This window comes from Duganella sp. P38, from assembly GCF_050859475.1.
GTDB lineage: Bacteria > Pseudomonadota > Gammaproteobacteria > Burkholderiales > Burkholderiaceae_D > Rugamonas.
The window spans coordinates 5,076,918-5,101,311 of the sequence record NZ_CP193936.1 but is presented as its reverse complement, the minus strand read 5'-3'; the positions used below and the strand labels follow the sequence as shown (position 1 = coordinate 5,101,311).

At 66.5% G+C, this 24,394-nt stretch carries 23 protein-coding genes; 14 read left to right on the top strand and 9 right to left on the bottom strand.

Translation table 11 applies throughout. The features are described 5' to 3' along the window. Nucleotides 1-3: 3 nt before the first annotated feature. Complete coding sequence (lpdA, locus tag ACRQ5J_RS23760) at nt 4-1,806, top strand: dihydrolipoyl dehydrogenase (protein WP_432380347.1); 1,803 nt, start codon at nt 4-6, stop codon at nt 1,804-1,806. 140 nt (nt 1,807-1,946) lie between these two features. Here the strand turns inward: lpdA and ACRQ5J_RS23755 are convergent, their stop codons facing one another. The 3 genes from ACRQ5J_RS23755 to ACRQ5J_RS23745 are packed head-to-tail and all read right to left on the bottom strand — an operon-like array spanning nt 1,947 to nt 3,884. Then, complete coding sequence (locus ACRQ5J_RS23755; RefSeq protein ID WP_432380345.1) at nt 1,947-2,096, bottom strand: hypothetical protein; 150 nt, start codon at nt 2,094-2,096, stop codon at nt 1,947-1,949. A gap of 36 nt (nt 2,097-2,132) precedes the next feature. Next, nucleotides 2,133-3,425: a M20/M25/M40 family metallo-hydrolase gene (locus ACRQ5J_RS23750; protein WP_432380344.1), complete on the bottom strand. Its 1,293-nt coding sequence runs from the start codon at nt 3,423-3,425 to the stop codon at nt 2,133-2,135. 36 nt (nt 3,426-3,461) lie between these two features. Continuing rightward, complete coding sequence (locus ACRQ5J_RS23745; RefSeq protein ID WP_432380342.1) at nt 3,462-3,884, bottom strand: PACE efflux transporter; 423 nt, start codon at nt 3,882-3,884, stop codon at nt 3,462-3,464. Nucleotides 3,885-3,980: 96 nt separating this feature from the next. On the opposite strand from ACRQ5J_RS23745, the gene ACRQ5J_RS23740 reads away from it, so the two are divergent. Together ACRQ5J_RS23740 and ACRQ5J_RS23735 are read left to right on the top strand one after the other, a co-directional pair. Next, a complete protein-coding gene (locus ACRQ5J_RS23740) occupies nt 3,981-4,892 on the top strand; it encodes a LysR family transcriptional regulator (RefSeq protein WP_432380340.1) in 912 nt (303 codons plus the stop codon). Between the two features lie 34 nt (nt 4,893-4,926). Next, nucleotides 4,927-5,589 carry a thiol:disulfide interchange protein DsbA/DsbL gene (locus ACRQ5J_RS23735; RefSeq protein ID WP_432380338.1) on the top strand — a complete coding sequence of 221 codons (663 nt, stop codon included), beginning with the start codon at nt 4,927-4,929 and terminating at the stop codon, nt 5,587-5,589. On the opposite strand, the gene ACRQ5J_RS23730 is transcribed toward ACRQ5J_RS23735, so the two are convergent. The 3 genes from ACRQ5J_RS23730 to ACRQ5J_RS23720 all read right to left on the bottom strand — a co-directional run bounded on the left by ACRQ5J_RS23730 (nt 5,590) and on the right by ACRQ5J_RS23720 (nt 7,091). After that, nucleotides 5,590-6,102: a GNAT family N-acetyltransferase gene (locus ACRQ5J_RS23730; RefSeq protein ID WP_432380336.1), complete on the bottom strand. Its 513-nt coding sequence runs from the start codon at nt 6,100-6,102 to the stop codon at nt 5,590-5,592. It lies immediately after the preceding gene. Nucleotides 6,103-6,117: 15 nt separating this feature from the next. Then, nucleotides 6,118-6,300 carry a hypothetical protein gene (locus tag ACRQ5J_RS23725; RefSeq protein ID WP_090181637.1) on the bottom strand — a complete coding sequence of 61 codons (183 nt, stop codon included), beginning with the start codon at nt 6,298-6,300 and terminating at the stop codon, nt 6,118-6,120. A 77-nt stretch (nt 6,301-6,377) separates the two neighbouring features. Beyond that, the gene (locus tag ACRQ5J_RS23720) at nt 6,378-7,091 is read right to left on the bottom strand and encodes a TetR/AcrR family transcriptional regulator (RefSeq protein ID WP_432380334.1); all 714 of its coding nucleotides are present in this window, start codon (nt 7,089-7,091) and stop codon (nt 6,378-6,380) included. A gap of 129 nt (nt 7,092-7,220) precedes the next feature. Between ACRQ5J_RS23720 and ACRQ5J_RS23715 the strand changes: the two genes are divergently transcribed. The 4 genes from ACRQ5J_RS23715 (at nt 7,221) to ACRQ5J_RS23700 (ending at nt 11,513) form a co-directional block, all read left to right on the top strand. Then, nucleotides 7,221-8,126, top strand: a complete 906-nt coding sequence (locus ACRQ5J_RS23715) for an HlyD family secretion protein (RefSeq protein WP_432380332.1) — start codon at nt 7,221-7,223, stop codon at nt 8,124-8,126. Further along, nucleotides 8,087-8,335, top strand: a complete 249-nt coding sequence (locus ACRQ5J_RS23710) for a hypothetical protein (protein WP_432380331.1) — start codon at nt 8,087-8,089, stop codon at nt 8,333-8,335. Before ACRQ5J_RS23715 ends, ACRQ5J_RS23710 begins: the two co-directional genes overlap by 40 nt. Before the next feature lie 9 nt (nt 8,336-8,344). Further along, nucleotides 8,345-9,952, top strand: coding sequence for a DHA2 family efflux MFS transporter permease subunit (locus tag ACRQ5J_RS23705; RefSeq protein ID WP_432380329.1), 1,608 nt, complete (start codon nt 8,345-8,347; stop codon nt 9,950-9,952). A gap of 115 nt (nt 9,953-10,067) precedes the next feature. Further along, entirely contained in the window at nt 10,068-11,513 is a 1,446-nt protein-coding gene (locus tag ACRQ5J_RS23700) for an efflux transporter outer membrane subunit (RefSeq protein WP_432380327.1), read from the top strand. 85 nt (nt 11,514-11,598) lie between these two features. Here the strand turns inward: ACRQ5J_RS23700 and ACRQ5J_RS23695 are convergent, their stop codons facing one another. Continuing rightward, entirely contained in the window at nt 11,599-12,525 is a 927-nt protein-coding gene (locus tag ACRQ5J_RS23695; RefSeq protein WP_432380325.1) for a LysR family transcriptional regulator, read from the bottom strand. A 51-nt stretch (nt 12,526-12,576) separates the two neighbouring features. Here ACRQ5J_RS23695 and ACRQ5J_RS23690 point away from each other — a divergent pair, with 51 nt between their 5' ends. The 6 genes from ACRQ5J_RS23690 (at nt 12,577) to ACRQ5J_RS23665 (ending at nt 20,487) form a co-directional block, all read left to right on the top strand. Next, a complete protein-coding gene (locus ACRQ5J_RS23690; RefSeq protein ID WP_432380323.1) occupies nt 12,577-13,221 on the top strand; it encodes a short chain dehydrogenase in 645 nt (214 codons plus the stop codon). A 107-nt stretch (nt 13,222-13,328) separates the two neighbouring features. Beyond that, entirely contained in the window at nt 13,329-15,029 is a 1,701-nt protein-coding gene (locus ACRQ5J_RS23685; RefSeq protein WP_432380322.1) for a dipeptidyl-peptidase 3 family protein, read from the top strand. A gap of 109 nt (nt 15,030-15,138) precedes the next feature. Then, nucleotides 15,139-15,783: a hypothetical protein gene (locus ACRQ5J_RS23680; RefSeq protein WP_432380320.1), complete on the top strand. Its 645-nt coding sequence runs from the start codon at nt 15,139-15,141 to the stop codon at nt 15,781-15,783. Nucleotides 15,784-15,869: 86 nt separating this feature from the next. Continuing rightward, nucleotides 15,870-16,580, top strand: a complete 711-nt coding sequence (locus ACRQ5J_RS23675) for a BON domain-containing protein (RefSeq protein ID WP_432380318.1) — start codon at nt 15,870-15,872, stop codon at nt 16,578-16,580. Between the two features lie 379 nt (nt 16,581-16,959). Next, the gene (locus ACRQ5J_RS23670; protein WP_432380316.1) at nt 16,960-18,258 is read left to right on the top strand and encodes an MFS transporter; all 1,299 of its coding nucleotides are present in this window, start codon (nt 16,960-16,962) and stop codon (nt 18,256-18,258) included. A gap of 87 nt (nt 18,259-18,345) precedes the next feature. Continuing rightward, nucleotides 18,346-20,487 carry a metallophosphoesterase gene (locus ACRQ5J_RS23665; RefSeq protein WP_432380314.1) on the top strand — a complete coding sequence of 714 codons (2,142 nt, stop codon included), beginning with the start codon at nt 18,346-18,348 and terminating at the stop codon, nt 20,485-20,487. Nucleotides 20,488-20,508: 21 nt separating this feature from the next. Here the strand turns inward: ACRQ5J_RS23665 and ACRQ5J_RS23660 are convergent, their stop codons facing one another. Further along, a complete protein-coding gene (locus tag ACRQ5J_RS23660) occupies nt 20,509-20,889 on the bottom strand; it encodes an MAPEG family protein (RefSeq protein WP_432380312.1) in 381 nt (126 codons plus the stop codon). A gap of 287 nt (nt 20,890-21,176) precedes the next feature. Between ACRQ5J_RS23660 and ACRQ5J_RS23655 the strand changes: the two genes are divergently transcribed. Next, complete coding sequence (locus tag ACRQ5J_RS23655; RefSeq protein ID WP_432380310.1) at nt 21,177-22,187, top strand: IS110 family transposase; 1,011 nt, start codon at nt 21,177-21,179, stop codon at nt 22,185-22,187. Between the two features lie 9 nt (nt 22,188-22,196). Here ACRQ5J_RS23655 and ACRQ5J_RS23650 read toward each other — a convergent pair whose 3' ends face one another. After that, a complete protein-coding gene (locus ACRQ5J_RS23650; protein ID WP_432380308.1) occupies nt 22,197-24,326 on the bottom strand; it encodes a prolyl oligopeptidase family serine peptidase in 2,130 nt (709 codons plus the stop codon). Between the last annotated feature and the right edge of the window lie 68 nt (nt 24,327-24,394).

Here is a 24,394-nt window from a genome sequence, read left to right as displayed (position 1 = left end):
GCCATGATGAGCACAGAAGTGAAAGTGCCGAATATCGGCGACTTCGCAGAGGTAGAAGTGATCGAGGTGATGGTCAAGGTCGGCGATACGATCAAGACCGATCAGTCGCTGATTACCGTGGAATCGGACAAGGCCAGCATGGAAATCCCGTCGTCGCACAGCGGCGTGGTGAAGGAAGTGCGCGTCAAGGTCGGCGACAAGGTCAAGGAAGGCGTGGCGCTGCTGGTGGTGGAAGAAGCCGCCGGCGCCGCCTCGTCCGCGCCTGCCGCTGCCGCTGCGCCGGCAGCAGCGCCAGCACCGGCGCCTGCCGCCGCCCCGGCCCCGGCCCCGGCCCCGGCCGCGCCGGCGGTTGCCCCGATCGGCGGCAGCTACAGCGGCCAGGTCGACATCGACTGCGACATGATGGTGCTGGGCGGCGGCCCTGGCGGCTACTCGGCCGCCTTCCGCGCCGCCGACCTGGGCCTGAACACGGTCATCGTCGAGCGTTACGAGACGCTGGGCGGCGTCTGCCTGAACGTCGGTTGCATCCCATCCAAGGCGCTGCTGCACGTGGCCTCGGTAATCGATGAAACCGCGCACATGGCCAACACCGGCGTCACCTTCGCCAAGCCTTCGATCGACATCGACCAGGTGCGCAAGTACAAGGAAGGCGTGATCAAGAACATGACCGGCGGCCTGGCCGGCATGGCCAAGGCGCGCAAGACGCAGATCGTCACCGGCGTCGGCCAGTTCCTGAGCGCCAACCACATCGAAGTCACCGCCAAGGATGGCTCGAAGAAAGTAGTGCAGTTCAAGCAGGCCATCATCGCCGCCGGTTCGTCGGTGGTGAAGCTGCCGTTCGTGCCGGAAGATCCGCGCATCGTCGATTCGACCGGCGCGCTGGAACTGCGCCAGATCCCGAAACGCATGCTGGTCATCGGCGGCGGCATCATCGGCCTGGAAATGGCCACCGTCTACTCGACCTTCGGCGCGCGCATCGACGTGGTCGAAATGATGGACGGCCTGATGCAGGGCGCCGACCGCGACGCGGTCAAGGTCTGGCAGAAGTACAACGAGGCGCGCTTCGACAACATCATGACCAAGACCAAGACCGTCGGCGTGGAAGCGCTGCCGGAGGGCATCAAGGTCACGTTCGAGGCGGCGGAAGCCGGCGCGCCTGCGCCTGCGCCGCAGGTCTACGACCTGGTGCTGGTGGCAGTCGGCCGCAGCCCGAACGGCAAGAAGATCGCCGCCGAGAAAGCCGGCGTGATCGTCACCGACCGCGGCTTCATCCCGGTCGACAGCCAGATGCGCACCAATGTGCCGAACATTTTCGCCATCGGCGACCTGGTGGGCCAGCCGATGCTGGCGCACAAGGCGGTGCACGAGGGCCACGTGGCGGCGGAAGCCGCGGCCGGCCAGAAGTCGCACTTCGATGTGAAGGTGATTCCGTCGGTGGCGTACACCGATCCGGAAGTGGCGTGGGCCGGCATTACCGAGGACGAGGCCAAGGCCAAGGGCATCAAGGTCGAGAAGGGCCACTTCCCGTGGGCGGCGAGCGGCCGCGCGGTGGCCAATGGCCGCGCCGAGGGATTCACCAAGCTGCTGTTCGACGCTGAAACCCACCGCATCATCGGCGGCACCATCGTCGGCACCCACGCCGGCGATATGATCGGCGAGATCGCGCTGGCGATCGAGATGGGCTGCGACGGCACCGACATCGGCAAGACCATCCACCCGCACCCGACGCTGGGCGAGTCGATCGGCATGGCGGCGGAAGTCTACGAAGGCTCCTGCACCGACCTGCCGCCACCGCGCAAGCGCTAAGCAGCAAGCCCGCGTCGTTCCCGCGCAGGCGGGAACCCATGGAGCGCCCGATGGGCAGACTCAGCATGGGTTCCCGCCTGCGCGGGAACGACGTTATAAACTGAGCGGTGCTAGCGCACGTTCCTGGATTCTTTACATCCTCAGCGCAGCACCACTCGCCGCGCGAACTTGCGATTATCAAAAGAAACCATCCTTTCGCAGCTTTGATAACAAGCACGATGCAGGGCGTCGGCAAAGGCAATTCCTCGCTCAACGTACTTTGGGCTGTTGACGTTGGTCGATGCTTCCATGGCAATCATTCAGCCAGGGTAGCACCACGCTCCCGCCTAGCGCGTCAGGCGGTACAGCAGGATGGCGGTGCGGATAGTGGCGCGTTCGATCGAGGCGATTTCCAGGTCTTCGTCGGGCGAGTGGGCGCCGTTGCCGGTGGCGCCGAGGCCATCCAGACTGTCGAGCAGCGGCGCGACGAACTGCACGTCGCCGGCGCCGCGCTGGCCCGGCGGCAGCGCGGGAATCGCGCCCAGGCCGGCGTCCTGGCTGGCCTGCGAGTAGACCTGTAGCACCGCCAGGCTGCCGGCCGTCGGCGACATCGGCGGGTAGGCGTCGCGGAAGCTGATGCCGGCGCTGGTGCCCGGCAGGTGCTGCGCGACGATGGCCTGCATTTTGGCGTGCGCGCGGTCGCGCTGCTCGTAGCTCAGGTAGCGCAGGTCGCCCTCCACCGTGGCGGTGCGGGCGATGACGTTGCTCTTGCCAGATGCCTGGCCGGCCGCGCCCAGCGCGTCGCTGCCGGCGTCGGTGCCGCCGACGATCAGGCCCGGGCTGAAGGTCAGGTCCGGCTCGATCACCTGCTGGCGGAAGCCGTCGATGATGCGCGCCGCCTCGTAGATGGCGCCATAGCCGGCGCTGTCGCTGAAGATGCCGCTGGAATGCCCCTGCCTGCCGCTGACCTTGAGTTGCCACGACGACGCCGCGCGGCGGCCGATGGTGCCGGTGTCGCGTCCCTGCTGGTCGCGCATATTGGCCTCGAAGGCCAGCGCGATGTCGCTGCGTTTGGCGGCGTCGACCAGGTCGGCGCGCGAGACGGCGATCGGCTCGCCGGCGTCTTCCTCGTCGCCGGTGAACACCACGCGGATGCTGGTGTTGTCGAGCGCGCCGACGCGGTGCAGCGCGCGCAGCGCTTCGATGATGATGACGTCGCCGCCCTTCATGTCGTTGACGCCCTGGCCGCGCACGCGGTCGCCGTCGCGCCGCCACAGCTGCACCGGGCTGTCCTTCTCGAACACCGTGTCCAGGTGGCCGATCAGCAGCAGGCGCTTGCCCTGTTTGCCTTCGCGCGAGGCGATCAGGTGGCCGGCGCGCCGCATCGCCGGCGGCATGTCGGACCAGCGCGTGGCAAAGCCGAGCTGCGCGAATTCTTCGCCGAACAGCTTGCCGACCGCGCGCACGCCGTCATGGTTCATGGTGCCGCTGTTGATGTTGACCGCGCGCTCCAGCAGCGCCAGCCCGTGCGGCGCGTGCGCCTTGACCTCGGCCACGATCTGCCGTTCGGTGGCCGACAGTCCGTCGGCGCGCGCGCTGCCCAGCGCCAGGGCCAGAACGGTGAGTGCAAGCGGTTTCATGAGTTCTCCGGGTGATGGTCTGCCAGCGATTGTAGCTTACGCCTGCGCCGAGGCGGGCAGGCCGAAGACGCGGTCGAAGGCCAGCGCGAACAGATAGGTGTAGACCATGAAAAATAGCAGCAGGCCGATGTCCAGCAGCAGCGCCTGCCACAGCGAGATGGCCAGCCACCACGCGAACAGCGGCACCAGCAGCAGCACCAGCCCGCCCTCGAAGCCGACCGCGTGCAGCACCCGGCGTTTCCAGTCGCGCCCGCGCGCCGGCTGGCGCGCTTCCCACGCCTCAAACGCGTAGTTGTAGGCGAAGTTCCAGACGAAGGCGATGGTGGACGAGACCACCGCCGCCACGCCGGCGTGGCCGGCGTCGTGGCCGGCGCCGAACATCAGCAGGCTGCTGGTCAGGCCGATGGCGATCAGTTCGAACAGGCTGGCGTAGACGATTTTGCGTTTCAATCCTTGCATGGCATTTCCTTTCTTGTGACAACGGCGCCCATGGTATGCGCAGTTTTCTGAATGAAAAAGTCAGCAGCTGTCAGTTTTTCTGATAGGCTGCCAGTTATGGCTTTTTCATCCGATAACGTCGCTGTGTTCCTGGCCGTGCTGGACCACGGCTCTTTCTCCGCCGCCGCGCGGGCGCTGCGGCGCGTGCCGTCGGCCGTCAGCATGACCATCGCCCATCTGGAGGCCGAACTGGGCCTGACGCTGTTCGAGCGCAGCTCGCGCGAGGTGCGGCCGACCGAGTCGGCGCGCGCGCTGGAACCCGAGGCGCGGCAGATGGCCGGCCAGCTGCGCCGCCTGCAGGCGCACGCGCTGTCGCTGCACCAGGGGCTGGAGCGGCGCCTGACGCTGGCGGTGGCGCCGGAGCTGCTGTCGGCGCCGTGGAGCGATCCGCTGGCGCGGCTGGCGCAGGATTTCCCGGCGCTGGAGGTCGAGGTGCTGTCGGCGCCGCAGGACGACGCGCTGCGCCTGCTGCACGACGGCGCCGCCCAGCTGGCGCTGATCTACGAGCGCGCCCGCGTCGACGAGCACGAGAGTTTTCAGGAACTCGGCAGCGAGGTGCTGGTGCCGGTGATTTCGCCGCGCCATCCGCTGGCGCTGGCGCGCAACGGCAGCTTCCGGCTGGAGGACCTGGTCGACTTGCGCCAGATCGCCATTTTCAGCCGCGCCGTGGCCGAGGCCGACCAGCGCGTGCTGGTGTCGCGCAAGCTGTGGCGCACCGACAGCCATCTGGCCACGCTGGGCCTGGTGCGGGCCGGCCTCGGCTGGGCCTACCTGCCGCGCCGCCTGGCGCAGCCGCTGATCGACGGCGGCGAGCTGCTGCCGATCATCTTCGCCCACATGAGCAGCGAGCTGCGCCTGTGGGTCGATGTGGTGTGGCTCAACGACCGCCCGCTGGGCCTGGGCGCCAAGCGGCTGATCGCGCTGATGCAGGATATCGCCGGACTGGAGGCGCGCGCGCCGCAGAAGTGATACTCTGCTGTTTTTTGCCTTTGGAGTTAGCCCCATGCGTATGATGAAGATTGCCCTGGTGGTTGCCGGCCTGTGCGCCGCTACCGCGTTTGCCTCGCCGACCGCGCCGCGCAACGGCGCCGAGTACACCACCCTGAAGAACCCGCAGCCGGTGCAGGCGCAGGGCAAAAAAGTCGAGGTGATCGAGTTCTTCATGTACCACTGCCCGGCCTGCTACGCGCTGGAGCCGGAGATGCTGGCCTGGGTCAAGAAGCAGGGCGACAACATCAGTTTCCGCCGCATCCACCTGCCGCTGACCGGCGAAAAAGATCCCGAGGCGCACCTGTTCCTGACGCTGGAGGCGATGAAGCTTGAGGACCAGCTGCACGCCAAGGTGCTGCAGACCTGGCACGTCGAACGCAAGCGCCTGAAGTCGGACGCCGACAATATCGAGTGGGCGGTCAAGAACGGCATCGACAAGGACAAGTTCACCGCCACCTACAATTCGTTCTCGGTGCTGACCCGGCTGAAGAACGCCGGCCGCGTGGCGGCCACCTATGAGGTGAGCAGCACGCCGACCATCATCGTCGATGGCCGCTACCTGACCACGCCGGCGCAGGTGGACGACGCCAATCCGGGCACGCCGCGCGCCCAGCTCAACGCCGCCACGCTGCAGGTGCTGGACGCGCTGGTGGCGCAGGCGCGCGCCAAGAAGTAATTACAGGTGACATTGGTACAGGTGGGAGGCGTGCGCCACGCCGTCCACCTGCACCACGTGCGGCGCCGCCAGCGCGTCGCGCTGGAAGCCGTATTTTTCCAGGATGCGCCGCGAGCCGAGGTTCTGCGGCGAAATCCACGCGTTGAGCAGGCGTAGGCCGTAGTGCGTGCGCGCGAGTTCCATCAGGTGTGCCAGCGCCAGGCCGCCAAGGCCCTGGCGCGCATGGTCGCGGGCGATGCGGTAGCCGACTTCGGCGCTGCCGGCCGCGCGCTCGATGCGGCGCAGATTGGCGCGGCCGACGATGACGGCGTCGTCATCGCTGGTCAGCACGCACGGGTGCATGGCGCCGGCCGCGTGGCTGGCCAGGTAGTCGGCGATGTGGGCGCGCACGCCCTCGGGGGAATAGAAGGCCGGATCACGCGCCTCCACATGCTGCTCGAACCAGCCGCGGTTGGCCAGCTCGAACGCCAGCAGCCGTTCGGCGTCGTCGGGTTGCAGGGTGCGGATGCGCATGCGCCGGCCGGGGGCTTAGTTGACGGTGAAGCGGGCCGGAATTTCGATGCCGCCACTGCGCGCGGCCTCGGCATAAGCCTGTAGCTCGGCGACTACCGCATCCAGCTGTTCCTGGCCGGGATTGGCCTGGAAGTGTTTGATACGCTCGTTCATGAGCGTGATTTGCTTGCTCCAGTCCAGACGATTTGTTTTGCTCATGTGTACTCCGATTTGCAAAAAATCAGTATAGACCAAATGGCAAATCCGTGGCGGCGTTTTAATGTGCGCTAGCGAACTTATCGGCGCACGGCGTGCAAAAACAGGTCCAGGCCTTCGGCCGCGCGCTGGCGCAGCTCCTCGCCGCGCAGCGGTTCGTCGCGCGGGAACAGCAGCCGCGACATGTAGTCGCCCATCAGGCAGTTGACCAGGAAGGTCGGCACCAGCTCGGGCCGCACGCCGTCGCGCAGCTGGGCGCGGATGTCGGGACGGGCGAAGAAGCGGCCCAGCTCGTCGCGCGTCAGCTGCGGGCCGGCCTTGAAGAAGGTCTCGGCCAGTTCCGGCGTGCTTTTTGCCTCGGCCACCACCATCCGGTGCAGGTGGTTGAAGGTTGGTAGCGACACCAGTTCCAGGAAGCGCAGCGCGAAGTCGTGCAGGATCTCCTCCATCGGCCGCGGGTCGGTTTCCATGCAGGCTAGGCCGGACAGGTAGTGCGAGCGGCCGTTGGCGATGATGGCCTTGAGCAGCCCGGCCTTGCCGCCGAACTTGACGTAGATGGTGCGCACCGCAACGTGGGCTTCGCGCGCGATCATTTCCAGGCTGACCTTGCTGTAGCCTTTTTCCAGGAACAGCTGGCCGGCAGTGGCCAACAGCGCCTGGCGGCGCGCTTCCTTGTCGGCGGCGCGTGGGCGGCCGGCCGCCTTGCCGAAGCAGGGCGAGTCGGGGCTGTACTGGCCTTCCGGACAATCTTGCGCGTCCAGCGGGGCGGCGTCGGTGAGGTCTGAAGAAGTCATGGCCGGGAATGATAGCGAATGGCGCTATGCTAGTCCATCATAAAATGAAATGCAATCGTTTCATTTCTTGACTTTGCGCAGAATCCGGCGATAATGCTCCTATCTCATTTCATTTCCCTGGAGCTATTCATGTCCGTCCAAGAACAAAAAATCAGTGCCGTGCCGCCCGCTCCAGCCGCTGCGCCGGCCGTCACGCCGCCGCAGCCGCCGAACCGCCGCGTGCTGGTGGTGGTGGCTGTCATTGCGCTGGCCGCGCTGGCCGTCGGCGGCCGCATGTGGTATCGCAGCCATTACTATGTCGAGACCGACAACGCGTATGTGGCCGGCCACGTGCATCCGGTGTCGTCGCGCATCGCCGGCGTGGTGACCAAGGTGCTGATCGACGACAACCAGCTGGTCAAGCAGGGCGATGTCATCGCCGAACTCGATCCGTTCGACCAGGGCGTCAAGGTCGAGCAGATCCGCGCGCAGATCGTCTCGGCCCAGCAGCAGGTGCTGCAGGCCGACGCCCAGATCGCCCAGGTGCAGGCCCAGGCCAGCGCCGCCGCCGCCCAGGTGGTGCAGTCGCAGGCGCAGCTGCTGCGCGCCAAGCAGGACGCCGAGCGCTTCGGCCAGCTGTATAACAGCCAGATGAAGGCCGTCTCCAAGGCCGAGCTGGACGCCGCCGTGGCCGCCCGCGCCAGCGCCGTGGCCGACGTGGCCGCGCGCCAGGACAGCGCGGCAGCCGCCAAGGCGCAGATCGCCTCGGCCAAGTCGGCGCGCGCCGTGCTCGACGCGCAGATCGGCGTGCTGCAGGTGCAGCTCAAGGACGCCCAGCAGCAGCTGGCGTATAACCAGATTCTGGCGCCGGTGTCGGGCCGCATCGGCAAGCGCACCATCGAGGTTGGCCAGCGCGTGCAGCCGGGCCAGTCGCTGACCGCCATCGTGCAGGAGAACGTCTGGCTGACCGCCAACTTCAAGGAAACCCAGCTGGCCGAGTTGAAAAAGGCCAGCCGGTGCACGTCACCGTCGACGCGCTGCCGGGCAAGGAATTGATCGGTACGGTCGACAGCTTCTCGCCAGCGTCGGGCGCGCAGTTCGCGCTGCTGCCGGCCGATAACGCCACCGGCAACTTCACCAAGATCGTCCAGCGCGTGCCGGTCAAGATCACCTTCAAGCCGGAGGACGTCAAGGCCCTCAGCGGCCGCCTGGTGCCGGGCATGTCGGCGATCGCCGAGGTGTCGCTGAAGTCCGACGCCCGCTAAGGAGCCGGCATGGCTAGCACCACAATCGATAACGGCGGCGCCGCGCCGGCCGCGCGCGCGCCGGCGGCCGACAAGGTTTCCGGCCGCACCTGGCTGGCGGTGGCGGCCGGCATGCTGGGCGCCTTCATGGCGGTGCTCGATATCCAGATCACCAATTCGTCGCTGAAGGATATCCTCGGCTCGCTGTCGGCCACGCAGGAAGAGGGCTCGTGGATCGCCACCGCCTACCTGGTGGCCGAGATCATCGTCATTCCGATGACCGGCCTGTTCGTGCGCGTGTTCGGCGTGCGCCGCTATATGATCGGCACCACCGCCTTGTTCCTCGGCTTCTCTACGCTGTGCGGCTTCGCCTGGAACCTGGAAAGCATGATCGCCTTCCGCATGTTGCAGGGCTTTACCGGCGGCGCCTTGATCCCGATGGCGATGACGCTGGTGATGACCAAGCTGCCGCCGTCCAAGCGCGCCACCGGCATGGCCATCTTCGGCCTGACCGCGACCCTGGCGCCGTCGATGGGCCCGACCCTGGGCGGCTATCTGAGCGAGCTGTATGGCTGGCCGTCGATCTTCTACATCAACTGGGTGCCGGGCCTGCTGTTGATCGGCGGCATCGCCTTCGGCCTCGACAAGGAGAAGGCCAATCCTGCGCTGCTGTTCAATGCCGACTGGCTGGGCATCGCCTTCATGGCGGTCGGCCTGGGCAGCCTGACGGTGTTCCTGGAGGAGGGCAATTCCAAGGACTGGTTCGACTCGGCCTTCATCAACACCTTTGCCGCACTGGCCGTGATCGGCCTGCTGGGCTGGGTGGTGACCGGCGCCACCCGCAAGCAGCCGTTCGTCAACCTGGCTTTGTACGGCCAGCGCAATTTCGCCGCCGCCACCGCGCTGTCGATGGCGATGGGCATGGGCTTGTATGGTTCGGCGTTTATCCTGCCGCTGTTCCTGGCGCAGATTCCCGGTTACTCGCCGATGCAGATCGGCGAGGTGATCATGTGGGCCGGCCTGCCGCAGCTGTTCATCATGCCGTTCGTGGCCAAGCTGTCGTCCAAGGTCGATAACCGCATCCTGTGCACCTTCGGCCTGCTGCTGTTCGGCGGCTCGTGCCTGATGAACGCGTATATGGACGCCACCACCGGCTACGACCAGTTGCTGCTGTCGCAGGTGGTGCGCGCGCTGGGCCAGCCGTTCGTGATGCTGACCTTGTCGAACTTCGCCATGAACGGCATTGCGCCCAAGGATGTGCCGTCGGCGTCCAGCCTGATCAACATGACGCGCAACCTCGGCGGTTCGATCGGCATCGCGCTGCTGGCGACCTCGCTGACCAACCGCGAGCATTTCCATTCGGTGCGCATCGGCGAGTCGGTCAGCAGCTTTGCGCTGGCCACCCAGGAGCGCCTCGATACCTTGACCGCGTCGTTCGTCGGCAAGGGTTTCGACAGCGCCACCGCGGCCGATATGGCGCTCAAGGCGGTCGACGGCGTGGTGCGCCGCGAGTCTTTTGTCATGGCGTATAACGATGGCTTTTTCCTGGTGGCGATGGTGCTGTTTGCGTGCATCGGCGTGCTGTGGTTCTCGGACAAGGTTAAAGCGCCATCCGGCGGTGGTGGCGGCGCCCACTAAAGAATCCCCGTCGTTCCCGCGCAGGCGGGAACCCATAGAACGCAAGCAGGACACGCTCCATGGGTTCCCGCCTACGCGGGAACGACGGGATAACTGTTTAAATGTAGAGGTAATCATGTTGCATTCAGCTTTGAAGCGCCTGACGCTCGCTGTTTCCGTCACCCTGGCCGTCACCGGCTGCGCTACCGTCGGTAGCGATTTCCAGGCCCCGGCCAATGTGGCCGACAGCGCCTTCCGCCACCAGCCGCAAGGCGCTGCCGCCGCGCACCTGCCGGCCCAATGGTGGACCGTGTTCAACGACCCAACCCTGAACCGGCTGGAAGAAACCGCGCTGCGCGACAATCCCAGCGTGCAGGCCGCCGCGCAGCGCCTGGTGCAGGCGCTGGAGCAGGCCGGCGTCACCCGCGCCAACCAGCAGCCGCAGCTGAGCGTCAACGCCGGCATCTCGAACGCGCGCACCTCGGCCGAAACCTCGCAGGGGCTGGCGCTGGGCGGCCGTTCGATCAAGGGCAACAACTACGCGGTTGGCTCCAGCTTCTCGTACGAGGTGGACCTGCTGGGCCGCGTGCGCCGCCTGGTGGAGGCGGCGGACGCGCAGGCGCTGGCCGCCGAGGCCGACCGCGACGGCGTGCTGCTGATGCTGTCGTCGCAACTGGCCACCACCTACTGGCAGTTGCGCGGCCTCGACGCCGAAATCGCCATCCTCAACGGCGCGCTCGACACCCGCCGCGAAAGCGAGGAACTGGTGACCGCGCGCTTCGACGCCGGCCTGTCGAATGAACTGGACGTGTCGCGCGCGCGCATCGAGCGCGCCAACGCGCAGGCCGACCTGCACGAGGTGCAGCGCCAGCGCAATCTGCTCGAACACAGCCTGGCGACGCTGGTTGGCGCCTCGCCGTCGGCCATGCTGACGGCCGCCAGCGCCGCCGCGCTGCCGCCGCCGCCGGCGATCCCGGTCGGCCTGCCGGCCAGCCTGCTGGCGCAGCGCCCGGACCTGGCCGCCAGCATGGCGACGCTGCGCGCCGACAATGCGCAGATCGGCGTGGCCGAGGGCGCGTTCTATCCGTCGCTGTCGCTGACCGGTAACTTCGGCTTCGCCTCGGAGAACCTGAGCAAGCTGGCCAAGGGCGATGCGCGCCAGTTCAGCGTCGGCCCGCTGGCATTGTCGCTGCCGGTGTTCGACGGCGGCCGCAACAAGGCCAACCTGGCCATCGCCAAGGCGCGCTACGCCGAGGCGCTGGCCAATCACCAGACCAGGCTGCTGACCGCGCTGCGCGAAGTCGAGGATGCGTTGTCCGACGTCCAGCAGCGCCAGTTGCAGGGCGAGGCGCAGCAGGCGTCGCAAGTGGCGGCGGCGCGCGGTTATCTGGTGGCGCGCGCCCGCTATGAGCGCGGCGTGTCGACCTACCTCGACGTTACCGACGCCCAGCGCAGCGCGCTGGCGGCCGATCGGGCGGCAGCGCAGATCACCACCCAGCGCCTGCTGGCGGCGGTGTCGGTGGCGCGCGCCTTGGGCGCCGGCTGGCAGCCGTCGCCGCAGCTGGCGCACGTGGCGCAGTAACGCCGCAGCACGGTACCGGCTGGCCGGAACAGGCCAGCGGCCTCGCCGTCATTCCCGCGCAGGCGGGAATCCATGGAACGCCGGCTCAGCATGGGTTCCCGCCTGCGCGGGAACGACGGGGGATGCCTGCCGCTGGTCCCAGGCGCTCCACCATGAAATCGATGAACGTGGTCAGCTTGGGCGTGGCCCGGCGGTCGCGCGGGTAGACCACGTTCATCGGCCGCGGCGGCGGCAGGTGCTGGCGCAGGATCGGCACCAGCCGCCCGGCCGCGATGTCCTGCGCCAGCAGCACCTCGGCCTGCATCACGATGCCGAAGTCGCTCAGCGCCGCCTGGCGCAGCGCCTGGCCGCTGTTGGCGCGGAAGCGGCTCGCTTGCAGCGGGCGCTTGCCGTGCACCGATTGCAGCCGCCAGCTGATCCCCACATCGCCCACCACGAAATCGAGGCACTCGTGCCCGGCCAGATCGGCCGGCGTGCGCGGCGTTCCGCGCGCGCGCAGGTAGCCGGGCGAGGCGCAGATGGCCATGGTGTACGGCCGCAGCGGCCGGGCGATCATGCTGGAATCGGCCGGCGCGCCGATGCGGATGGCGGCGTCGTAGCCTTCGTCCACCAGGTCGACCATGCGGTCGTTGAGGTTGAGGTCCACGCTCACTTCCGGATGCAGGCGCAGGTAGTCGGTCAGCGCCGGCGCCAGCCACTCGTTGCCAAACGAGGTGGACGCAGTGATGCGCAACCGCCCGCGCGGCCCGCTGCGCATCGCCTCGGCGCCGCGCTCGGCCGCGTCGATCTGCGCCAGGATGGCGCGGCACTGTTCGGCGTACTGGGCGCCGATTTCCGTCAGGCTCTGGCGGCGCGTGGTGCGCGCCAGCAGCCGCGCGCCCAGCGTCGCCTCCAGCTGGGCGATATGCTTGCCCACCATCACCGGCGAAATGTTGAAGCGCGCGGCGGCGGCGGTGAAATTGCCCGCATCGACCACCGCAACGAAAATTTCCATGCTGCGCAGCTTGTCCATCGATTGCTAACTGTGGGTTGCTAATGTTGTTCATGTTAGCGCATTTATTCTTTGGGAGAAGGAGAACATACTGCTGTTTTCTATAAGGAGCACAGCATGAAAGTGATCGTGATTGGCGCCACCGGCGCGGTGGGCAAGGCGGTGGTGGCGGAACTGGGCCAGCGCCACGAGGTGGTGACGGTGGGCGCGCGCGGCGGCCAGCAGCAGGTGGACTTTGCCGACATGGCTTCGGTGCGCGACTTGTTCGCCCGGGTCGGCAAGGTCGATGCGGTGGTGGTCGCGGCCGGCAAGCTGCATTTCGCGCCGCTGGCGTCGTTCACGCCGGAGCAGTTCCACGTGGGATTGAACAGCAAGCTGATGGGGCAGGTCAACGTGGCGCTGGTGGCGCAGGAGTATTTGCATGACGGCGGCTCGATTACGCTCACCAGCGGCATCGTGGCGGAGCAGCCGATTCGCCACGGCGCCAGCGCCAGCATGGTCAACGCGGCCATTGAAGGTTTCGTGCGCGGCGCCGCCATCGAGCTGCCGCGCGGCCTGCGCATCAACGTCGTCAGCCCGACGGTGCTGCAGGAATCGATGGGCAGCTACGGCCCGTTCTTCGTCGGCTTTGAGCCGATCGCCGCCAGCCGCGCCGCGCTGGCCTACGCCCGCAGCGTCGACGGCGCCCAGACCGGCCAGGTCTACCGCGCCTGGTAGCGGCTATACCTGTGCTCTGTTTCTCCGCGCCGTTCAGGGCGGCGCCGCCGGCAGCCGCAAGCGGGCGGCTCGATTACAATAAGTCCCTCACCGCACAAGAGGACCCCATGAAAAAAATCCTGCTCCCGCTGGCGCTTGCCATCGCCTGCGCCACCGCCTGCGCCGCCCCTGCCGACCTCAAGCAGCTCAACCAGATGAGCAAGCGCTACGCGCCGGTCGCGCTGACCGCCGACACCAGCCACCTGTCCGCTGGCGACAAGCGCGCCATCGTCAAGCTGGTCGAGGCGGCCAAGATCATCGACGTGCTGCAACTGCGCCAGCGCTGGTCCGGCAACGAAGCGCTGTGGGCCGCGCTGCAACAGGACACCACGCCGCTGGGCAAGGCGCGCCTTGACTACTTCTGGCTCAACAAAGGCCCTTGGTCCATCCTCGACGACCACCAATCGTTCCTGCCTGCCGAGGTGGCCGGCATCAAGGTGCCGCACAAGAAGCCGGAAGGGGGCAACTTCTATCCGGCAGGCGCCACCAAGGCCGAACTGGAAACGTGGATGAACGCGCTGCCGGCCCAGGACAAGGAACAGGCGCAATGGTTCTTCACCACCGTTCGCAAAAACCAGGCCGGCCAGTTTGCCACCGTCACGTATGCCGATGAATACAGGGCCGAGCTGGCCAAGGCCGCCGCGCTGCTCAGGCAGGCCGCCGCCGACACCGACAACGCCTCGCTGAAAAAATTCCTTGAGCTGCGCGCCGACGCCTTCCTCAGCAACGACTACCTGGCTTCCGACTTCGCGTGGATGGACCTGGACTCGCCGGTCGACGTCACCATCGGCCCGTACGAAACCTATAACGACGAGCTGTTCGGCTACAAGGCCGCGTTTGAAGCCTACGTCAGCATCCGCGACCAGCAGGAAACACAAAAGCTCGATTTCTTCGCCAGGCACATGCAGGAGCTTGAAGACAACCTGCCGCTGGACGCGCAATACCGCAACCCGAAAGTCGGCGCGCTGGCGCCGATGGTGGTGGTCAACCAGGTCTACGGCGCTGGCGACGGCAATATGGGCGTGCAGACCGCCGCCTACAACCTGCCCAACGACGAGCGCATCATCAGCCAGCGCGGCTCCAAGCGCGTGATGCTGAAGAACGTGCAGCAGGCCAAGTTCCAGTCGACGCTGACGCCGATCGCCAAACTGGTGCTGCGCCCGGCCGACCAGCAGGACGTCGACTTCGACTCCTTCTTCACCCACATCCTGGCGCACGAAATCACGCACGGCCTCGGCCCGCACATCACGCGCCAGGGCGGCAAGGAATCGACCCCGCGCCAGGACCTGAAAGAGGCGTATTCGACCATCGAGGAAGCCAAGGCCGACATCACCGGCCTGTACGCGCTGGCCTATATGATGGACAAGGGCCAGCTCAAGGGCACGCTGGGGCAGGGCGCCGCGGCCGAGCGCAAGCTGTACACCACCTTCCTGGCCTCGGCCTTCCGCACGCTGCACTTCGGCCTGACCGACTCGCACGCGCGCGGCATGGCGATCCAGGTCAACTATCTGCTCGACCACGGCGGCTTCGTCTCGCACGGCGACGGCACTTTCGCGGTCGATTTCAGCAAAATCCACCAGGCCGTGACCGACCTCGACCGCGAATTCCTGACCATCGAGGCCACCGGCGACTACGCGCGCGCCCAGGCCTTGATGCGCAAGTACGTGGTGATCCGGCCGGACGTGCAGAAGGCGCTCGATAAAATGCGGGCGGTGCCGAACGACATCCGCCCCGAGTTTAAAACGGCAACTGCCTTGTTGGCGAAGTAAACATTCCCGTTTTTCTACGTAGTAATATACCTGCCGTCGGGCAATAATTATTGCCCGACGCATGCTACAGTTTGATCACCATGATCAAACGCGCCTTCCTCCCCTGCTGTTGCTGAGCTCCAGTTTCGCCTCCGCCGCCGAGCTGACGGCGATCGAAATCCGCTGGCTGACGGCCGGCGCGGCCGTGCTGAACTACGCCAAGCAGGAACTCAAGCTGCCGATCGATATCACCGTGCAACCGCAGGCGCGCGCCCACGATGTACCGTTGGCGCTCGGCTACGATCAGAGCCAGGGCCGCTGCAAGCTGGTGCTGTCGATGCGCGGCAATCCCGGCGCCGAGGACATCCTCGACAGCGTGCCGGACGCGCAGCGCCCGCTGATGATCGAGGCCATGGTGGCGCACGAGATCGGCCACTGCTGGCGCTACGTCCAGGGCAACTGGCACGCCGTGCCGGCCGGTTTTGAAGAGCGTCCGCTGGCGGCCGGCGCGGAAGCTGAGCTGCGCGACACGCGCCGCGAGGAGGGCTACGCCGACCTGGTGGCGCTGGCCTGGATCCACCAGCGTCATCCGCAGCAATACGCCAGCGTGGCGGCGTGGATGCGCGCGGTGCGCGCACCGGCGCCGGCGGCCGGCACCCACAGCACGCTGACCTGGCTGCAACTGGCGCCGAGCGGCGCCGCCTTCACGCCGGGCCTGCCGATCTTCGAGCAAGCCAGCCTGCTGTGGCGTCAGGGCTTGTTGCGCGACAAGTAAACCGGGCGAGTGTACGTTTCCGCACGGAGTGCTGAACGCGACAGGCGTTTAATGTGTCCATCAACCACCACAAAGAGGGACACATCATGAACAAATTACTCGCCTTCGTGCTGGCCACCGCCGCCAGCGCCGCCTTCGCCGCCACCCCGACCAACGACACGGTGGCCTACAAGGCCGCGATCAACAAGTCGGACGCCGACTACAAAACCGCCAAGGCTGCCTGCGACGCGCAGTCCGGCAACGCCAAGGACGTTTGCGAAGCGCAAGCCAAGGTGGCGCGCGCCAACGCCGAATCGACTGCGGCCCTGCAATACAAGAACGACAAGAAATCCATCGAAAAAGCCCAGATCAATGTGGCCGACGCCAACTATGACCTGGCCAAGGAACAGTGCGACAACCGCAGCGGCGCCGACAAGGACAGCTGCCTGAGCGGCGCCAAGCAGCAGCACACGGCCTGGGTCAACGACGCCAAGGCCGGCAAGAAAGCTGCCGACACCGCGCAGACCGGCATCGACTGCAGCAGCCTGAGCGGCACTGACAAGGCCTCGTGCGAAGCCCGTTCTAAAACCGAGCTGGCCAAGGACGCTATCGCCGACACCACCATCACTACCAAGGTCAAGACCGAGCTGATGGCCGAGCCAGCGCTGAAATCGCTGGACGTGCACGTGGAAACCAACAACGGCACCGTCATGCTGAGCGGCTTCGTGCCTTCGCAGGCTGAAGTCGACAAAGCGGTTGACGTCGCGCGCAACGTCAAAGGCGTCAATAAAGTCCAGAGCTCGCTGCGCATCAAGTAAGGGTTGGGCGGAACTCCCCTCCGCCGCCGCCCCGGCGCCCGGCCGCGTTTGCAAACGCCGCCGGGCGCCGTCACGTCCGGCCCAGAACCTCCGCGCCTGCGGCCCGCCGTTCGCTGCGCTGTCGTGCACCGCCTGCCGCCTGCCGCCCACTGTCGCTCGCCGTCGCCGCTGCCGCTCACCGCCGCTCACCGTCGCTGCCCGCCGTTGCGTCCGCTGCCCGCCGCCACGCCCGCTGCCGCCACTCGCCAGCCGCCACCCGCCACCCGCCACCCCCGTAGGCGCGCAATGTTGCGCGCTCATTTTGGTTGTATTCATTATGACCATCATTTAAAATGGCGGTGAGCGTGCCTTCCGCACGCGTCGCCATCGTGAGGATTTGATGTTTGCACAACCTTTATCCAATTGGCTGCACCGTCGCGGCCTGCATTACGCCTGGGTGATCGTCACCCTGACCTTCGTGACCGGCCTGTCGTCGGCCGCCGCGCTGGGCCTGCCGGGCGCGCTGCTGCTGCCGCTGTCGAAAGAATTCGGCTGGGACGTCGAGCACATCTCATCAGCGCTGGCGCTGCGCTTCGCCCTGTTCGGCCTGATAGGGCCGTTCGCTGCCATCCTGATGGAACGCTTTGGCCTGCGCAACGTCGTCGTCACCGCGCTGACGCTGGTGGCGGCCGGCATGGCGCTGGCCACGCGCATGACGCAATTCTGGCACTTGGTGTTGTTCTGGGGCATCATGCTGGGTATCGGCTCCGGCCTGACCGCGCTGGTGCTCAGCGCCGTCGTCTCCAACCGCTGGTTCGACAGCCGACGCGGCCTGGTGGTCGGCCTGCTGACCGCAGCCTCGGCCACCGGCCAGCTGCTCTTCCTGCCAGTGGGCGCCTGGCTGGTCGAGCGCTACGGCTGGCGGCTCGCGGTGGCGCCGGTGTTTGCCGCCTGCGCGCTGGCCGCAGCGGCGGTCTACCTGCTGATGCGCAACCGGCCGTCCGACCTCGGCCTGGCGCCGTTTGGCGCCGCGCCCGGCACACCGGTGGCGGCCGCGCCGGCGCTGCGCATCACCTTGGCCACGCCGTTTGCCATCCTGGCCGAGGCCGCGCGCCACCGCGTGTTCTGGGTACTGGGCGGCACCTTCTTCATCTGCGGTCTCAGCACCAACGGCCTGATCCAGACCCACTTCATCGCGCTGTGCGGCGACGCCGGCCTCGGCGCGGTGCCGGCCGCCTCGGTGCTGGCCATGATGGGCGCCTTCGACCTGGTCGGCACCATCGCCTCCGGCTGGCTGTCGGACCGCTACGACAACCGCAAGCTGCTGTTCATCTACTACGGCCTGCGCGGCCTCTCGCTGCTGTGGCTGCCATATTCCGAATTCACGCTGTACGGCCTGTCGCTGTTTGCCATGTTCTACGGCCTCGACTGGATCGCCACCGTGCCGCCGACCGTGCGCCTGGCCGCCACCACCTTCGGCAAAGAGAAGGCCGGCATGGTATTCGGCTGGATCTTCGCCGCCCACCAGCTGGGCGCCGCCGTGGCCGCCTACGGCGCCGGCCGCGTGCGCACCTTGCTGCTGACCTACGATCCGGCGCTATGGGCCGCCGGCGCCGCCTGCCTGATGGCGGCCGCCGCAGTCTGGCTGATCCGCCGGCCAGCGGTGGTCAGCGCGCCGGTCGCCGCCAGCGCCGCGTAAAAATCTGGTAACGCTTCCAAAATGTAATCAGGCTGTCATTTGCCGGTGTGACAATGCGCCGGTTTGCCACCACCGATGGAGTTTTGCATGCGTTACGCCTTGCCTGCGGCGGCCCTGACGGCCGCCGCCTTTGCCGCCGTGCTGGCCGCCTGCGGCAGCGACCACGAGCCCGCGCCCGCCGCACCGGCGCCGGCCGACAGCGTCAACAGTACCGCGGTCGCGTTCATGAGCGACGTCCACTTCGAAAATATTTATGGCGACCTGAAGAGCAGCCAGTTCGCCGGCATCCCGACCAAGGATGGCAAGAACGCCACCATCCGCACCATGTACGCGCAGCTGACGTCGACGCGGCTGTTCAACGAAAACTACTTCGCCTTCCGCGCCGCGCTGGACGACGCCTACGGCAAGGGTCTGCGCCTGGTGGCGCTGCCGGGCGACATCTCGGACGACGCCCAGCCGATCAACATCGACGGCCTGGCCGACATCCTGCGCGAATACCAGGGCAAGGGCATGCGCTTCTTCATCGCCCCCGGCAACCACGACCCCAACGAACCGTATGACGACGACGAGGCAGGCAAGAACGACTTCCTGACCAAGGACGGCAAGGAACAGAAAATCTACGCCGTCAACAACGCCGCCTGCAAGGCCAAGGACCCGGCGGTGGTCTGCACCAACCAGTTGATGGAACAGGGCTACGACAAGCTGCTGGCCAAGCTGGGCGCATTCGGCTACGCGCCCGACAAGAACGACGTCTACTGGGAAACCCCGTTCAGCAGCTACGCCGACGGCAAATACAGCTATGAGGCTGCCGTGGCCGCAGCCGACCTCGGCAAGCGCCAGTTCGAAATCTGCACCGAAGGCGAGGGCGGCAAATACAAGGTGGCTGGCAAGAGCTACAGCCGCTGCGTCAACATGGTCGACGCCAGCTACCTGGTCGAGCCGGTCAAAGGCCTGTGGCTGCTGGCGCTGGACGGCAATGTGCACGCGCCCAACGCCAACTTCGACCCGGCCAATCCCAACTACTTCAAAGGCTACGACAACGCCGGCGATGGCGGCTGGAACAAGATGCTGACCCACAAAATCCACCAGATCGAGTGGATCAAGTCGGTGGCCGCGCGCGCCAAGGCGCAGGGCAAGCAGCTGATGGCCTTCTCGCACTACCCGACCATGGACTTCTACGCCAACCAGACCGAGGCCATGAAAGCCGTGTTCAAGCCGGGCGCCTTCCAGGTGGCGCGCGTGCCGGCGGCCGCCACCACCGCCGCCATGGCGGCGACCGGGCTGCCGCTGCACGTGGGCGGCCACATGCACTTCAACGGCAGCAACGACTACCAGGACAGCGCCGGCAATTACCTGGTCAACGTGCAAGCGCCGTCGCTGGCCGTGTTTGGCGCCGCCTACAAAATCATCCGCTACCAGAGCAAGGACCTGATCGACGTCCAGACGGTCGGCCTGAACACGGTGGCGCGCCACAACGAACTGTTCCCGCTGTACCAGGTCGAGTACGACTACCTGCAAGGCAGCACGGCCGCCGGCGACATCGCCAAACGCTGGAACCGCAACATCCTCGACAGCAAATCCTACGGCGAATTCACCCGCACCTACTTCGGCGAACTGGCGCGGCTGCGCTTCATGGGCGACTACTGGCCGTGCGAAATGAAGGAAGCGGCGATGGCGCTGGACCTGCGCCAGATGCTGATCCTGTCGCAGTTGCAAACCCGGGTCACGCTGGCGCAATTGAAGGACAACCCGTCGGTGCTGCCGCTGACGGCCGCCTGCGCGGCGCAGGGCGCGGCGGGCGTCGACGGCGTGGCCGCCAGCCAGCTGACGGCCGACTGGGCCGCCGCCACCGCCAAGGCCGAGCAGGTGGCAGCCGCCGCCAACCTCAGGCTGGCCGACTTCGCCAAGGTCAGCGCCTACGAGTTCTACGGCGACTTCCACCGCACCGTGTACGCCGGCGAGCTGGCGCTGCGCGACATGGGCGCTGAGCGGGTGGCGCAGTACAAGGTGCTGATGGGCGCCTTCCCGGCCGCGCCTGCCGCAATCGTCAAGGTCGGCGCGCAGCTGTCGGACCAGAACCCGGTGCACGTGGCGTTCCAGGCGCAGTTCAAGCAAGTGTTTGCGATCCTGAAAGGGCTCGGTTCGGGCAAGCCAAGCGACCACTTCACCATCGACCTCAAGGCGCGCAAGCTGAGCAACGCCAGCAACAGTGGCCTGAGCTTCAACTAAACCGGCGCGCGCGGTGCGCCGCTAGCTCATCAGCAAAAGGGCAACGCAGGTGGCCACGCCGACCAGCCACACCAGCGAGCGCAGCGCGGGGATATTGGCCAGATAGGCGGCGATATACACCAGGCGCAGCGCCACGAACGCCAGCGCCAGCGCATCGACGCGGTCCTGGTCGGCGTGGGCCTGCTGGGCCAGCAGCACCGCCGCCACGAACAGCGGCAGCGCCTCGAAGCCATTCTGCTGGGCGGCGCTGGCGCGCGCCCTCCAGCCGGTGAGCCTGGCGGCCCACTCGCGCGGGCGCTGGTTGTTATAGCGTTCGGCGTCGCGTCCCGCGCCCTTGGCCAGTCCCACGGTCGCCACCGGCAGCAGACAAGCCACCAGCACGCACCAATTCGCAATCGTCATAGCGCCTCCTTCAAAGTCGACAAGTCGGGGTCAGGTCTGACATTCGCACACGAGCTCAGCTGCTACGCAGCTGAGCTCGTGTGCGAATGTCAGACCTCGTATATTGAGCATACCGCCCCATCATCGGATAAAGTGACGGAGGTGGTCAGGCAGGGTGATGCCGATCAGAATTTGGGCCATTGAGCCCGTGGGTCAGATTGGTGCCCCTGCCTGTTTCATTTTAAAAGTCCGAACGGTATCTTGGGTCATCGCCTCGCGCGTAAGCCCGCATACGAGAGAGGTCAAAAATGGATAGCTCAACAGCAATCGTGGGGATTGATGTCGGCAAGAAAAAGCTCGACGTGGCCCTGCTAGTGAACGGCAAGATCAAGAGCAAGGTCATAGATAACTCTGCCGCAGGCCATCAGGTGCTCTTGGAATGGCTGGACAAGACCAAGTTACCCAAGGCGGCATTACGGGTCTGCATGGAAGCGACCGGCGTGTATTTCGAGGAGGTGGCGACCACGCTTTATGATGCCGGGCTTGCCGTGAGCGTAGTCAATCCGGGCTGCATCAAGGGCTTTGGCCAGAGCGAGAACCTGCGCAATAAAACCGACAAGGCGGACGCAGCATTGATCGCACGTTACTGCGCGGCGATGGCGCCGGCAACGTGGGCGCCCGCTCCGCTGGAGCAACGTCAGTTGCGTGCGTGGTCGCAGCGGATACTGGCTCTGAAGGATATGCGCCAGCAGGAACGCAACCGGCTGGAAAGCTATGAGGCCAGCGGCATGGGCGAGGTGGCTGAGCACGCGCGCTTGCTCATTGCCTGGTTTGACACCGAGATCAAGCAACTGGAAGACGACGTGGATGACCACATCGACCGCCATCCCGGCCTCAAGCACGACGCGCAGCTCATCACCAGTATTCCAGGCATTGGCAACACCACCGCAGCTCGCATCTTGGGCCAGTTGGGCGACATTCGGCGCTTCGGCAACGCGAAGGCCTTGGCGGCATTTCTCGGCGTGACGCCACGCCAGCGCAGCTCAGGAACCTCGCTTCGGGGGCGCACCACCATCAGCCGCAAGGGCAACACCTCAATGCGCGCCGCGCTTTATATGCCCGGCATGGTGGCAAGCCGCCACAACCCGCTACTACACCAGTTTGCCCAGCGCCTGGCGAATAATGGCATGGCGAAAAAAGCCGTGATCGGCGCCGTGATGCATAAGCTCGTGCATCTCATCTACGGTGTCATTCGTACCGGCAAGCCCTTTGACGCCAATTACCTTTCAAAAGGGCTTGCCATTCAAGACGGTATCTGACCCCGGAGTTTATTTCAGGTACTTGGCCAGCCAGCCGTGCACTTCGTTGTAGAAGTAGCGGCTGTTTTCTCCCTTTAAAATCCAGTGGTTTTCGTCGGGGAAGACGATCAGCTTGCTCGGGACGTTCAGCCGCTGCTGCGTGGCGAAGTTCATTAGCGCGTTGTTGGCCGGGACACGGTAGTCCAGCTCACCCACGGAGATCAGGATCGGCGTCGTGAAGCCGGTGCCCTTGGCGTGGTTGCCGCCCTGGAGCACCGGGCTTTGCTCGCGCCAGACGGCTTGCTCGCCCCACACCGGGCCGCCGCTGTTGACCTCGCGGCCCCAGATGCTGTCGCTGGTGCCCCACTGCATGATCAGGTCCATCTCGCCAGCGTGCGAGACGATCGCTTTGTAACGGGTGGTGGTGGCCTGCAGCCAGTTGGCCAGGTGGCCGCCGTAGCTGGCGCCGCCGGCAGCCAGCTTGCCGCTGTCGATGTAGTCGTATTTTTTGATCGCCTCGTCGACCGCTTCGTTGATTTCATCGGCCGGACCCTTGAGCGGGTCGCCCTGAATGGCGCGGGCAAATTCCTCGCCGTAGCCGGTCGAGCCCTTGTAGTCGGTCAGCAGCACCACGTAGCCGGGCCGGGCCAGCAGGTGGTAGTTCCAGCGCAGCACGAACTGGTCGCGCCACATATTGGCGGCGCCGCCATGGATGACCGCGAACAGCGGGTATTTTTTGGCCGGGTCGAAGCCGGCCGGCTTGATCACCATATTGTGGATCATGCGGCCGTCGCTGGCCTTGAACCAGAAGTGCTCGGGCGCCTGCCAGTCGATCGTGGCGGCGCGCTCGGTGTTGAACGCGGTCAGGCGCTTGGGCGCGCCGTTGCCGAAGGCGTATACCTCCGGCGGGTTGACCGACGATTCCCACAGGCCGACCACGGCCTTGCCGCCGGCGTTGAGCGCGCCGATGGCGCCGGTCGGCAGCGACGGCTCGTCGCGCAGGTCGGCGCCGTTGTAGCCGATCGAGTGCAACTGCTCCAGGCCGGCGTGCTCGTAGCTGAACAGCACGCGGTTGCTGCCGGCCGGCAGCGCGTAGCGGCCGATCGAGCGGTCCAGCGCGGCGGTCAGGATGGCCGGCGCGGCGCTGCGCAGCGGCCAGCTGAAGCTGGCCAGGCGGCTGACGTCGTAGACCTTGCCGGCCTCCTCGGCTTCGGTCAGCGCGAACAGCGTCTTGCCGTCGGCGCTGAATTTCAGGCTGCCGTAGCTGCGCTTGTCTGCGGTCAGGCGGGTGGTGTCGCCGCCGGCCGCCGGCACGCTGAAGATCTGGGTGTAGGCCGAGTTGCGCGCCAGTTCGTCGCGGTTGGTGGCGGCGGCAAACACGATGCTCTTGCCGTCCGGCGCCCAGATCGCGTCCAGCGACTGGCCCTCGTCGCCCTGGCCGCCGCCGAAGCCCGCCATGGCGGCCAGCGTGGTGCCGCTCAGCAGGTCGCGCGGCCTGGCGCCGATGGCGGCGTCCATGACGAACAGGCGCACCTGCTTGTCGTCCAGCCATTTGTCGAAGTAGCGCGGCGGGAAGCTTTCATAGGCGCGCGCCGAGTATTTGCGCTCCTTGCGCTGCTTGGCGGTTTGCTTGACGTCGTCCTCGCTGACGTTGCCGGGGAACAGGTCGCTGACGAACAGGATCTGCTTGCCGTCCGGGCTGAACTTCGGCGTGCGCGCGCCCAGCGTCAGCGTGGTCAGGCGCTGCGCCTCGCCGCCGCCGGCGATGTCGATGCGGTAGATCTGGCCGGCCTCGTCGCCGTCGCGTTTGGCGATGAAGATCAGCTGCTTGCTGTCGGGCGACCAGTTGAGCGCGCCTTCGCCGCCCTTGCTGAACGTCAGGCGGCGCGCCGGCGTGTCGTCCGTCAGCGACTTGATCCACAGGTCCGACCACTGTTCCTTGCTGTCGTAGGCCGGGTCGGTGACGGCAAACACGGCCCAGCGGCCGTCCGGGCTGGGCTGCGGCGCGCCGAGGCGCTTCATCAGCCAGACATCCTCGTGGGTGATGGCGTGCCGGGCCGGCGCGGCGTCGGCGGCCAGCGCCGCGCCGGCGGCCAGCGCCGCGCCGGCCAGCTGCGCTGAAATGATGAAGGCAAGAACGGAAAGTCGCGGTATAGTCATGGCGAGGTACAGGTAAAGTCAGTGAAACAACGATAGTGGCCACAACCGCCATTGCTGTCAATTAAGTT